Origin of the sequence: Staphylococcus sp. 11007852 (assembly GCF_011394325.1) — a bacterium.
Classification (GTDB): domain Bacteria; phylum Bacillota; class Bacilli; order Staphylococcales; family Staphylococcaceae; genus Staphylococcus; species Staphylococcus agnetis.
In genome coordinates, this window is sequence record NZ_JAANBJ010000018.1 from 64,750 (window position 1) to 77,396 (window position 12,647).

The 12,647-nt window shown below is 34.6% G+C and carries 10 protein-coding genes; all 10 read right to left on the minus strand.

Annotation, left to right across the window (positions count from 1 at the left end; genetic code table 11):
* Nucleotides 1-76: 76 nt before the first annotated feature.
* The 10 genes from G8Y85_RS04650 to G8Y85_RS04695 all read right to left on the minus strand — a co-directional run bounded on the left by G8Y85_RS04650 (nucleotide 77) and on the right by G8Y85_RS04695 (nucleotide 12,645).
* Complete coding sequence (locus G8Y85_RS04650; protein ID WP_165805498.1) at nucleotides 77-1,966, minus strand: vWA domain-containing protein; 1,890 nt, start codon at nucleotides 1,964-1,966, stop codon at nucleotides 77-79.
* A gap of 11 nt (nucleotides 1,967-1,977) precedes the next feature.
* Nucleotides 1,978-2,772 carry an ATP-binding protein gene (locus tag G8Y85_RS04655; protein ID WP_103346010.1) on the minus strand — a complete coding sequence of 265 codons (795 nt, stop codon included), beginning with the start codon at nucleotides 2,770-2,772 and terminating at the stop codon, nucleotides 1,978-1,980.
* Between the two features lie 74 nt (nucleotides 2,773-2,846).
* Entirely contained in the window at nucleotides 2,847-3,050 is a 204-nt protein-coding gene (locus G8Y85_RS04660) for a DUF6501 family protein (protein ID WP_037564389.1), read from the minus strand.
* Between the two features lie 11 nt (nucleotides 3,051-3,061).
* A complete protein-coding gene (locus G8Y85_RS04665; RefSeq protein WP_107401171.1) occupies nucleotides 3,062-3,877 on the minus strand; it encodes a VOC family protein in 816 nt (271 codons plus the stop codon).
* Nucleotides 3,878-4,187: 310 nt separating this feature from the next.
* Nucleotides 4,188-5,429, minus strand: coding sequence for a dihydrolipoyllysine-residue succinyltransferase (gene sucB, locus G8Y85_RS04670; protein ID WP_107368656.1), 1,242 nt, complete (start codon nucleotides 5,427-5,429; stop codon nucleotides 4,188-4,190).
* Nucleotides 5,430-5,442: 13 nt separating this feature from the next.
* The gene (locus tag G8Y85_RS04675; RefSeq protein WP_107370929.1) at nucleotides 5,443-8,232 is read right to left on the minus strand and encodes a 2-oxoglutarate dehydrogenase E1 component; all 2,790 of its coding nucleotides are present in this window, start codon (nucleotides 8,230-8,232) and stop codon (nucleotides 5,443-5,445) included.
* A gap of 91 nt (nucleotides 8,233-8,323) precedes the next feature.
* A complete protein-coding gene (locus G8Y85_RS04680; RefSeq protein WP_107401174.1) occupies nucleotides 8,324-9,694 on the minus strand; it encodes a HAMP domain-containing sensor histidine kinase in 1,371 nt (456 codons plus the stop codon).
* Complete coding sequence (locus tag G8Y85_RS04685) at nucleotides 9,691-10,368, minus strand: response regulator transcription factor (protein ID WP_037564380.1); 678 nt, start codon at nucleotides 10,366-10,368, stop codon at nucleotides 9,691-9,693. Before G8Y85_RS04685 ends, G8Y85_RS04680 begins: the two co-directional genes overlap by 4 nt.
* A gap of 577 nt (nucleotides 10,369-10,945) precedes the next feature.
* Nucleotides 10,946-11,560: a phosphatase PAP2 family protein gene (locus tag G8Y85_RS04690; RefSeq protein ID WP_037564378.1), complete on the minus strand. Its 615-nt coding sequence runs from the start codon at nucleotides 11,558-11,560 to the stop codon at nucleotides 10,946-10,948.
* 11 nt (nucleotides 11,561-11,571) lie between these two features.
* Nucleotides 11,572-12,645, minus strand: a complete 1,074-nt coding sequence (locus G8Y85_RS04695; RefSeq protein WP_103346005.1) for an undecaprenyldiphospho-muramoylpentapeptide beta-N-acetylglucosaminyltransferase — start codon at nucleotides 12,643-12,645, stop codon at nucleotides 11,572-11,574.
* Between the last annotated feature and the right edge of the window lie 2 nt (nucleotides 12,646-12,647).

A 12,647-nucleotide genomic window follows, 5' to 3' on the forward strand; every position in this document is an offset into this window, starting at 1 on the left:
TATCACATATAGATGAAAGCGTCTATAAAATTTCAGAAAATTTGAAAATATTTTCCCCATTTTGAGCTTTAATGCGTTAAAATGATTTCAACAATAGTTTTTTCAGTAAAGGTGATAATAAACTCGGCAAGTTTTCTACCCCTTCCACAAAGATGGCATATGCACCATAAATATTGTGAATGGTTTGTTCAGTTGATTCGGTTATTGGATTTTGACTTAAAAATACATTGAAAATTTCAATACCAAGTTTGCGGCTCTGTTCGACTGCTTCATACGTATCTAAAATACCATCCTGACTATAATTAAAAGCGGATGGTTCACCATCTGAAAAAACAATTAAAAACTTTTGATTTTCAGCACGTGTGAGCAAACGCTGACTTGCAATACGTATGGCAACGCCGTCTCGATTATCATCTTGTGGCGTCAAACTCATGATTCTAGGTGCTTCGCTATGATAGATGGATTGATGATATTGAATGATTTCATCGATGATATTAGGTTGATATGTTTCATCAGCATCAAATGCATCTTCATTAAATGCTAGAATTTCATGACGAACATTTAACGTGTTAAGTGTTTCATGAAATAAGACTACACCTTTAATGGTTTCATCCATTTTGTCATGCATACTTGCTGAGGCATCTATTAGTAATGTAAATGTAGCATCAAATGATTGGCTCATATCTGCTTTTTTAAAAAACACTTTATACTGATCATCAACAAACCAGTTGATTAAATTTTTTTGTAAGCGGCCTTTAGTTAAATCATTACGTTGATCTTGATATTCGCGGTCAATCGTTTTTTTAATAATTTGTATTAAATCACGTGTTTCATATTGTACAGACTGTTGCACTTTAGCGTAGGCTATCATATGTTCAGGTTGTATTTCCGGTCTATTCCATTTAATATCTACATATTGATTGATACCAGATAAAGCTAAAAGCGGATGACGTCCGTGTAACTCCCCGCCTTCTTCATCATCAATGCTATCTTTTGAGCCATGCCCTTTTTTAGCTTCCATATTTGTCATATCATCTGTGCTGTCGCCTTCTCTAGCTGTATCACTTTCATTCAAAACATCGCTATTTTGTCCTTCATGAAGTTCCATTTCGAGATACGCACCACCTGCTGTTTCACTATCAGATGATTTCATTTCAATTGATTCAGTATCAACACAGTCAGATTCTTGCGTTTGGCCATCCGTTTGTGATGCATCCATACGTCTAATATCATCTAATGATAAATGACCAATAGATTCATATACTCTTCGAGGAATATGATAATATTCATTTAACATATCCTCTGTCAACCAATCATCAATTTGAAACATAATGCGTTGCGTTAACAATAAGCTATCTTCACTTGTTTGTAGGTTGAAAAAGTCAGGTAAATAGTGATACATGTGCTGTAAAATACTCGTTAAATCATCATGAATATAAGGAATATCATAAAAGTTTTCTGTTAAAAATGCATATTCTAAATTTAAAAACAATAAATCCGAATATAACGTTTTTGTACGATAAACTTTAATTTGAGTTTGGCAATATTGTTGGCGAATTTGTCGACGCACTTGAATCATTTTTGATGCACTGGGACGTTCATTTTCGATGAGGTGAAGCATACGCATTTCTTCAATCAGTTTAAATAACTGTCTATAAAATTTTGGATGTTGAAAAGCTTCGTCATTTTGAAGTACTGCATTCACGATGTGAGGCGCCATATTAAAATAACTGTAAGTTGCGAGTAATACATCTGTTTTTAAGCCTGTCTTCTCAATATGTTCAGGTCGATGCGCCCAAAATGAACTACATATAACAGTGTTATCAATTGCATCATAATATGGGAATTTATGAATTTTCACTTGTGTTTCAGGGTTTTTTAACAATAAACGTGATAAATCTTGAAGCATCATCACTTTCATGGCGTCTAATTGTTCATCGTTAAAGAGTATAAAACGATCGCTCATTGTGTCACCTTCTAAAAGTTTAGTTCTACAGCATTTTGTACAGCTTGTCGTTCTCTTTCATCTTCTAATTTATCAATAATTGTACGTTGTATCGCACGTTCGACAGGCATTGCTGTAGCTAAATCACTTAAGTCTATAAGTGCTCGAATACTTGCTGCTTCTTCTGAAAGTTGCCCTTGTTTTGTCATAGTACGCAAGTCTTCGTTAAATTTAATAATTTGCTTTATACGTGCCGAATCTTGTAGTAGACTTTGTGCCTTAATAACATCGTGAAGTGTGTCACCATCTATATAATCTACATTAATCACCACAAAACGGTTTTTTAATGCTTCATTCATAGGTAACGTTCCAACGTATCCTTCATTGATTGCAGCAATAACTTTAAATCCTTTAGCGGCTTTAATCACTTCACCCGTAAATGGATTAGTGAGTTGACGTCTATAATCAAGAACGCCATTTAATATTGGTAATGTTTCCGGTTTTGCCATGTTGATTTCATCAATGTACAAAATATGTCCTTTTTTCATCGCTTGAATGACAGGACCATCTATAAAAATAATTTCTTGTTGGCCATTGTCATTCGTTTTTATAGTTTTAAATCCTAATAAGCTTTCAGTATCAAGGTCTACTGAACAGTTCACTTGATGCATAGGTATATTGAGTGTTTGACTCAAAGTTTCCGCAAGTTTCGTTTTTCCTGAACCTGTAGGCCCTTTAAGTAATATATTTTTATTTAATTGAAATAGCTTGACCGCATCTCCAAATACATTTTCATCAGCGTTTATATATCCCTTAGTTTGTGTCACTTTATTCACCCTTCTTAACAAGAAAAAAGACGTGAGTACAAGTGTACCCCCGTTTTTTTCATCATTTTTTAATTTTAAACTTCTTCAAAATATGTTTTATAGTAGCCGCCTACAAGGCCTGAATTATCAATAATTTGATAGTATTCTTCAGTTTCATTAACGACATCGTAAACTTTGCCTATCGTTAACATATGACTAACTTTGAATTTTTTGGCATCCACATGGACGACCTTTACTTGTTTGATTGGCGTTTTTTCTTTCCACGTTTCATGTAACATAATATCACCTTTTATGATTCATCTAGAGTTAATATAAACGACATGCCACTCACATCATTGATACGAATTGCACGTGTCTTATCTTGTTCATTTTTAAGTTGTTGATAAGGAAGTTCATTTAATTCAAGTTGTTTAATTGCAGTATTTAAATGTTGTTCGTCGCGTGCAGTAAACTCTATTTGTTCAACAATACCTACCTCAGGAAATTTTATAGGCGAAGATGGTGTGTATAAATGAACTTCTGTTCCTAAACCACCCTCATCTAAATGTAAAACAACCACCTTATTATCATCATGATCTTTAGTATACTCACCCAATGGCGTAAAACCAAAGACTTGTGTGAGCATAGAAAATGTAACCATTAATTCATTGGTTTTAATCACGATGGGACCTAGTCCTTGTATTTGATGCAATGGATTAACGCTACTATCTTCATACGGCATGCCAAGACCTACCCCTGAATTATGCTCATTTGAAAAAATTGAAAATGTTTGTTGAGTATCATCTGTAAATTCAAAATATGCGTGGCCATTCAGTAAACTTGGTTCAGAAAATGAAATGTCCGCACCATTTAAAATATCAGCATAATGCTCCAATCCTTCATTTGAAGGTGTTCTTAAACCAATAGAATCAAAATGACGGTATGGTTCAGATAAGCCTTGAGGTATTTCAACAAATTGAATACGTGTACCTGGCGATATATTTCCGTCACCGAATTGAATCGCACCATGATGTTTTTTATAATTCAGTCCAAGTGTGTGATGAAATAATTCAATCGTTTGATTTAAATTATCTGTAGCTAATGTAACGCTTCGAATACCACTCATGATACAACCTCCACTATAATCAACACTTAATATATGCTTAAGTGTATCATAAAGCGATAATTTTGTAGAGATTACAGTTTGAAACTTACTTTATAAAATTAAATGTGGTTGAGGCATAAAAGTCCGATTTATATAGTTCACTAAGCCTCGCATTTATAGTGGTATGACAGAAACATCATTGTTGTAGTAGTGTGCTGAGATATATATGAAGGTGTTAGAAAAAAAGAGTTGTGCACATTGTTTAGTGTCAATGATTTTAAAGAAACCCACCTCACAACAATGCTAGGTGGGTTAGTATTATTTACGCTTCTTACGATTCTAATAATAAATCTTCAGGATTTTCAATTAAATCTTTAATTGTTTTTAAGAATCCTACTGCTTCTTTACCATCAATAATGCGATGATCATAACTTAATGCTAAATACATCATAGGACGGTTTTCAATTTTGTCTCCATCAACAGCAATTGGACGTGTAATAATAGAATGCATACCTAAAATCGCAGCTTGGTTCCCATTAATAATTGGTGTAGACATCATTGAACCGAAAATACCACCATTAGTAATAGTAAATGAACCGTTCATCATATCGTCGAGAGAAAGTTTATTATCACGCGCTTTGGCAGCTAAGTTCGCGATTTCTTCTTCAATTTCAGCAAAGTTCTTTTTATCACAATCACGGACGTTTGGTACTAACAAACCACCAGGTGTTGATACCGCAACACCAATATCGTAGAATTGTTTCGTTACCATATAATCTCCATCGATTTCTGCATTCACTTCTGGATATTTTTTCAAAGCAGCGACTGCAGCTTTAGTAAAGAACGACATGAAGCCAAGCTTTGTACCGTTATGATCTTCCATAAATTTTTCTTTTTTACGTTTACGTAGATTCATTACATTTGTCATATCTACTTCATTGAAAGTAGTTAACATTGCTGTTTGGTTACTCACTTCAAGTAACTTTTTAGCAGCTGTTTGTTTTCTACGTGTCATTTTTTCTCGAATGACTGGTTTTGACGGCGTAGAAGGTTTTTGTGGTTTTGCTTCTGTTTGGGATGCTTTTTCTTGCGTTGTAGAAGCTTGAGATGTTGAACCTCGTTCTACATCTTCTTTTCGTACGATGCTTTGCACCTCATTTAAGCTAATACCTTTTTCACGTGCTGCACGACGCGCTGATGGTGTGGCATTAATTCTCTCATTGGATGTGGACGCTTGTTTTTCAGAATCTGTTGCTTGAGATGATTTCTGATTTGAAGTATCTTCGTTAGTTTTATTCGATTTTTCTTCAGTTGGTGTTGCACTTGATGCATTGCCACCACCTTCACCAACGACTGCAATAGCTTGTCCTACTTCTACAGTATCACCTTCATTGGCAAGTAATTCTTGAAGTGTCCCAGCTTCTTCAGAGACGACTTCCACATTGACTTTGTCTGTTTCTAATTCGAGGATGGCTTCACCTTTTTCAACTGTGTCACCAACTTGTTTTAACCATTCTGCAATGGTACCTTCTGTGATAGATTCTGCTAATTCTGGAACTTTTACCTCTGCCATTTTCAAATGCCCCCTAGATATTTAAACTTTTTTCAATAATGATATTTTGAACCAGTTTGTGAATTTCTCCGTCACCTTCTGATGGTGCTGCACGGTGTTTACGACCTTCATATTGAAGCGCAATGTCTTTATCAAGAATGCGTGAGAGTATAGGATATACATAATGCCAAGCCCCTTGGTTTTGAGGTTCTTCTTGAACCCATGTCACTGTATTGATACCCTCAAGTGACGATAATAATTGTGCCACTTCTTCTTCAGGGAAAGGATATAAGCGCTCAATTGCGACTAATAGAATTTCTGGATTAGGTTCTTTTTGAAGACGCTCTTTAAGGTCTATAAACATTTTACCTGTAGCTAAAATGACTTTTTTAACTTTTGAGGCATCGTAATCTTCAATTAATATTGGCTCAAAGCCACCTTGAGTAAATTCCGCAATTGGTTTTGCGACTGTTTTATTTCGTAATAATCCTTTTGGTGACATGATGACTAACGGTCGCATTGCATCCGTATTTAAGCTTGCTGCTTGTGCACGCAACAGGTGGAAGTAATTACTTGAACTTGACAAGTTACATACGGTCATATTATTTTCTGCAGCGAGTTGTAAGAACCGCTCTAAACGTGCTGATGAATGCTCTGGTCCTTGACCTTCAAACGCATGTGGTAAGAAGAAAGTGAGACCTGAGCGCTCTCCCCATTTGGCATTTCCTGAGAAAATAAAGTTATCGAAATACATTTGAGCCATATTAGAGAAATCACCAAATTGAGCTTCCCAAATATTAAAGGAAGATGGGTTTTCAACATTGTATCCATATTCGAAACCTACAACAGCAGCTTCTGATAATGGTGAATTGTGAATATCGAATGTTGCTTTTTGATTCGGCACATTTTGAAGTGGAACGAAAACATCACCATTTTCTTGGTCGTGTAATACAGCGTGACGATGACTAAATGTACCACGCTCACTATCTTGACCAGTCATTCGAATTGGTGTGCCTTCTTGCATTACTGTGGCAAAAGCAAGTTGTTCCGCATGCGCCCAGTCTACGAGTCCTGTTTCGCTATCAAATGCTTGACGTCGTTGTTCTAAAATACGATTCAATTTTTTAAACACATTGAAGCCTTCAGGGTAAGTTAACATTGCATCATTAATTTCTTTTAATCGATCAAACGAAAGCGCACTGTCATTACTCTCCAATGGTTTAGAAATGCCTTCTGGAATGTTCATATCGGTATTATTATTTTTATCATTTTTATCGATAGCATCGTGTGCTTCACGCATTTCTTTTTGAACACTTGAAATGACATTGTCCATATCTTCTTTAGTAATAATGCCCTCATCAATAAGCTTTTTACCGTAAATGATATCTACCGTGTCGTGTTTTCGAATGTTTTTATATGGTAACGGATTAGTAAGTGAAGGTTCATCCATTTCATTATGTCCGTAACGACGATATCCGACTAAATCGATGACAACATCTTTATTAAATGTTTTACGGAATTCCATAGCGATATCAATGGCTTCAATTGTTGCTTCTACATCATCTGCATTGACATGCATGATAGGAACATCATATCCTTTTGCAACGTCTGTCGCATAAGTCGTAGAGCGACCATCTATAGGATCCGTTGTGAATCCAATACGGTTATTTGTAATAATATGCAATGTCCCACCTGTAGAATAACCATGTAAACTGCCCAGGTTCATCGTTTCAAAGTTGACCCCTTGTCCTGGATAAGCAGCATCACCATGAATGATTATCGGCATACCTTGATTAAAGTTTGTTTCAATTTGGCCCGAACGATTAGTGTTATCTTGTGAAGCACGTGTGCGTCCAGTTACCACTGGTGCGACAACCTCTAAATGACTCGGATTATTTGCTAAAACAATGCGCTGTTCATGCCCGTGGTCATGAATGGTTTTTACACCACCTAAATGATACTTCACATCACTCGTCCAACCGGATGTTAAATTTAAGCTGCCATCTTCTGGTAAAAATTTCATCGCATCAGTATGCATAAATTCAGAAAGCATCATACTGTATGGTTTTTTAAGAATATGTGTCAACACATTTAAACGACCACGATGTGCCATACCAATTTGAATATTAGTAATATTTTCTTCAGAAGCACGTTTAATTGTGCGTGATAACATCGGTACTAATGCGTCCACACCTTCAATAGAGAAACGTTTTGCACCCACAAAGTTTTTGTGTAAGTATCTTTCGAATCCTTCTACATGAGCAAGTTGTTTAAATAAAGCTTTTTTCTCTTCAGTATTAAGATTTGCTTTATACGGCGTTTCAATACGACGTTTTAACCATACACGTTCCTTATTATTATTGATGTGTGTATACTCAAACGCGATTGGGCCTTTGTAGCGTTGCTCCATTCTTAATATTGCTTCATATGCATTATCATAAATATCTTTAAAGTGTTCTGATACGATGTCGGCAGATATACCTTCGAGCGTTTGTTTATCTAAATCAAAATCTTCTATTGTTAATTTAGGTAAATGTTTACGTTCAGGCTTATTTACAGGATAAATATCTGCTTGTAAATGCCCATATTGTCTAATGTTATCAATCAACCTCATAACACGTTTAATGGTGCTATCCCCTGAGCTTGTTTGATTTGACTTTTGTGATACAGTTGCTTCGCCATCTTTGATTGTGCTAAAGAGCACTTGTAAATCTTCAGTGACTGAACTTGGATCTTCTAAAAACTGATCATAGAGTTCTAACATTAATCCTAGATTCGCTCCGAAGTTTACAGGTGCCTCAGTCACCTGTTTATCGTTCTTCATAATCCACCCTCCACAGTATAAATAAAAACGCTTACAGGACAATCATAGCATTAATTTGTGAACATTTAAAGGCAAAAAAACCGTGCAATTTCTAGTTTTGACCGGCATTGAAATGAATTGTAAAAGTTGTAAATTTACCCACTTCACTTTGAACTGAAATGCGTCCATGATATTGCTTTACTAGCTTTTCAGCTATAGATAAACCTAATCCATTTCCACCTTGATGACGCGATCTAGACTTATCAACTCGATAAAAACGATCAAAGATATAATTAATATCCTCTTGAGGGATGCCCGTACCATGGTCAGTAATATCAATTAATACTTGATTGTTAATGAATCGTGTCGATATGTCTATTTGTTTATTAACTGTGTCATATTTAATAGCATTGTCAAAGAAAATAAGTAAAATTTGTTCAAAGTGAAAGGCATTGATGTTTAGATAAATGAAATCTTGATTCGTATTAAATGTAAACGTATAAGCATCATGTATTTTACGAATAGCTCGAATACGTGTTTTTATTTCTTCATTAATATCTACTTTTTCAATATGATGCTCTGCGTTCCCCATATCATTTTTAGTTAGTAATAATAATTCTTCCACCAATTTCGAAATGCGATTCATTTCCTCAATTGAGATAGACAAGGATTCCTCTAAAATATCCGGATCTTTCTTTCCCCATCGTTTAATCAAACTTAAATGACCTTGAATAATCTGTAATGGTGTTCTTAATTCGTGAGACGCATCTTCAACAAATTGGCGTTGTTGATTAAATGAATCTTCTAGTTTGATCATCATACTGTTAAAGGTGTCAATGAGTGCATCCGTTTCTTCGTAATTCGTTGGAACGGCTAATTTTTCTTGGAAGCCATCTCGGCGAATTTGAGTCATTTTCTCTGTAATAATATTAATAGGTTTTGTAATTTGTGATGAGAAAATGTAACTAATAATGGCTGTTACAAAAAGTGCGATTAACCCAAATATGAATGCTAAATACGCAATGAAGGTTAATAAATCATCATACACTTCTAGTGAGTGTACAACAGTCACATACCCTTTAAAATAAGGTGTATCAACAGGCGTGTTAATGATGATAAATGACCCTTCGTCGTTTTTTGTGATATTGATATTTCTATAACTAACAGGATGAAATTCTGGTGAAAATTTAATAGATGATGTGCTTGAATTTTCAAAAATTTTACGTTGATAGTGGTCATGCAAGATGACCTTTTGATAACTATTGGTCACTGCATTAAATTCCACTGTTGTAATACGTTGTATGGGTTTGGTTTCTAATAAATTGTAAATGTCATCGACACTACGTTCAGCTTTTTCAAGTTCATTTTGTTTCAATAAACTGCTAATAGCATAAATGATAAGTAAGCAAAATATAAAAATAATTAAGAAAGTAATAATTGTCGTTACAAGTGTCCATTTTGTTTTCAATGTGGATTGTTTCATTTTCTTATCACGTATCCTACGCCTCTAACCGTTTCGATTAATTTTTGCTTACCGATAGGCTTTAATTTGTTTCTTAAATAACGAATATATACATCTACAACATTCGTCTCAACGGCCGACTCATAGCCCCAAACATGATCTAAAATTTGCTCCCGATGTAAAACGTGGTTTTGGTTTTCTGCTAATACGAGTAATAAATCAAATTCTGTTTTAGTGAGTTCAATATTTTGTGACTCATATGTCACGCTAAATCCATGCTTATCGATAATTAAGCCATCGATGTTAATAATGTCAGGGTTGGACTGATGGTCTTCCGAATATCGTCTCACCAATGCGCGCATTCGAGCTAATAATTCCTCGATTTCAAAAGGTTTAACAATATAATCATCTGCACCAATATCTAAACCTGTTACTTTATCATAAATTTCACCTTTAGCTGTTATCATAATGACCGGTGTATCTTTTTGAGCTCTTAGACGTTTGCAGACTTCGAGACCATCCATTTCTGGAAGCATTAAATCTAGGAGAATCAAATCGTAATTTTGTTGTAATGCTTTATTAAGGCCTGATAAGCCATCATTTGTGATGTCTACATCATAATTTTCGTGTTTTAATTCTAATTCTATAAAACGTGCTAAATTTTGTTCGTCTTCTATTATAAGTACCTTTTTCATTATGCCACCTCACCTCTATCATATTTCAAAATGAGGACAGATAAAAGTTTTTTCAAAAATTTCAAAGGTTTTAATTGACAATCATTCTCAATAAGGTATAATGTAATTGAAAATGATTCTCAATCGCAACGACCCCCCACTACAATTCGTTCTTTTGATTGAGGCATTTTCAAGTACTATCCCCTTTTATATGCCCGTATAAAAAAATAGTCGTTTTGATTAAACGTTAAATTTAAGCTGTTACACCGATGTGTAGCAGCTTTTTTGTATGCGAAAATTAGCCCTTAAATGATACATAAAGCGAAACTTTAATCATTCTCTATATTTTCTGCCTTAAACGATTTATAACGCAGTTTTAGCGTCTAATTGATACTGTTTTTTATAAATATGAGGCATCAAATTTTTAATTCACAATCATCAAATACACTTTGTGTCTACCCAAATTGAGCATGACTATATACCAAAATGAATCCAATTTAAATAGCCAACAAAGTTCATATAACAAATGAATTTGTTGGCTTTGATTGAAGCTAGAGCGCTGTTTCAATGCGTCTAAACAATTGATATTTAATTCGTCTTATATTTTAAGTGGTTTTCGTAGTATCAGTTGTGTTAAAACGATACAGAATAAGCCCCCAATAATACCAGCAATGATGTCAGTTGGATAGTGAACACCTAAATATACGCGAGACGTAGAGATTAATAATATCATGAGTGCACATAAAGCGATAACCACCATCTGTGATTTACCTTTTAAAATTCGGCGACAAATATAAATGAGGCTACCAAAAAATGCTGTCGATCCCATTGCGTGACCACTTGGAAAGCTAAAGCCTGTAATGTCGATTAATCTTAAAATAGTTGGTCTTTCTCTATCAAAGATATTTTTTAAAATTGGGTTTGTAGCTCCTGATATCATCATCGTTAACGCGAAGAATAAAGCTTCAATTTTATATTTGTAAAACATTAACAATGCAATCATCATTAAAGATAAACACATCATTGCCCATACTTCTCCCACTTGAGTCGCACCAAAGAAAATAGAAGTAGAAATGAAGCTTTCTGAAGAATATATAAACTCATAGACTTCATTATCAATCCATTTACCTAGTCTTGATTCATGGAACATTGCAATCACTGCAAATATGAGTGTAAAAACAATCAGTAATGAAATTCTTTTCCAATGATTCATGATAGGCCTCCTTATGATGATGTTGCATCATTAATAATTTTATTAAGTAAAGCATCTTTCGTTAAACTTTCAGTGAATGTGCCCATATTTTGAATAATTTGATGGCGTGTATTTTCTATTTTTTCAAGTTCAGGACATAACGTTTCAATTGAGAGTTCAGATTCATCTAACATAGATGCGTATCCTTGTTTTTCAAAATATTTCGCATTATCAATCTGGTCGCCACGTGATTGATCAAGACCGAGCGGAATTAAAAGCATCGGAATTTTTAACGTTAAAAATTCATATATCGCATTTGATCCTGCTCTTGAAATGACGGTATCAGTGATTGCTAAGATGTCCGTAAGTTCATCTTTTAAAAATTCATATTGAATATAGCCTTCTTTGTTAATAGATTCGTCTTTAAGATTTTTACCGGTAAGGTGCACAATTTGATAAGTTTTAAGCAATGTAGGAAGTTGACGACGAATCGCTTCATTAATTTTCAAACTACCCATGCTTCCACCCATTACAAGCAGGACTTTTTTCTCGTCATTGAAGCCTGTTCGTTCATAGCCTCGTTTGGGGTTCCCGTGTTTTAAATCTTCACGGATTGTTGCGCCTACAAAATCTGCTTTATCACGTGGTACATATTTTAAAGTTTCTTCAAATGTAACATATAATTTTTTAGCAAATTTCATACTGATTTTGTTGGCTAATCCAGGAGTTAAATCGGATTCATGGATAATTGTAGGGATATTTAATGTTTTTGCAGCTAGTACGACTGGAACTGAGACAAATCCACCTTTAGAAAATAAAATGTCTGGTTTTTCTTTTTTTAGAATACGTCGTGCATCCCATATCCCTTTCATCACTTTAAAGATGTCTTTCGCATTTTCAAAAGATATATAGCGTCTTAATTTACCACTTGATATCGCAAAATAAGGTGTATGTGGGAGTTGCGACGTTATCATTTCACGTTCGATACCCTGATGAGATCCAATATACATTGTTTCGTGTCCATGTTGTTGTGCAGTCGGAATTAAACTTAAATTAACTGAGACATGACCGACTGTACCGCCTCCAGTAAATGCTATTTTAACCATAT

What these genes read in the sequence shown, in the direction of transcription:
- G8Y85_RS04650 (WP_165805498.1), bottom strand. Translation starts at nt 1,966, where the DNA reads ATGAGCGATCGTTTTATACTCTTTAACGATGAACAATTAGACGCCATG.
- sucB (WP_107368656.1), bottom strand. Translation starts at nt 5,429, where the DNA reads ATGGCAGAGGTAAAAGTTCCAGAATTAGCAGAATCTATCACAGAAGGT.
- G8Y85_RS04685 (WP_037564380.1), bottom strand. Translation starts at nt 10,368, where the DNA reads ATGAAAAAGGTACTTATAATAGAAGACGAACAAAATTTAGCACGTTTT.
- G8Y85_RS04690 (WP_037564378.1), bottom strand. Translation starts at nt 11,560, where the DNA reads ATGAATCATTGGAAAAGAATTTCATTACTGATTGTTTTTACACTCATA.
- G8Y85_RS04680 (WP_107401174.1), bottom strand. Translation starts at nt 9,694, where the DNA reads ATGAAACAATCCACATTGAAAACAAAATGGACACTTGTAACGACAATT.
- G8Y85_RS04695 (WP_103346005.1), bottom strand. Translation starts at nt 12,645, where the DNA reads ATGGTTAAAATAGCATTTACTGGAGGCGGTACAGTCGGTCATGTCTCA.
- G8Y85_RS04660 (WP_037564389.1), bottom strand. Translation starts at nt 3,050, where the DNA reads ATGTTACATGAAACGTGGAAAGAAAAAACGCCAATCAAACAAGTAAAG.
- G8Y85_RS04665 (WP_107401171.1), bottom strand. Translation starts at nt 3,877, where the DNA reads ATGAGTGGTATTCGAAGCGTTACATTAGCTACAGATAATTTAAATCAA.
- G8Y85_RS04675 (WP_107370929.1), bottom strand. Translation starts at nt 8,232, where the DNA reads ATGAAGAACGATAAACAGGTGACTGAGGCACCTGTAAACTTCGGAGCG.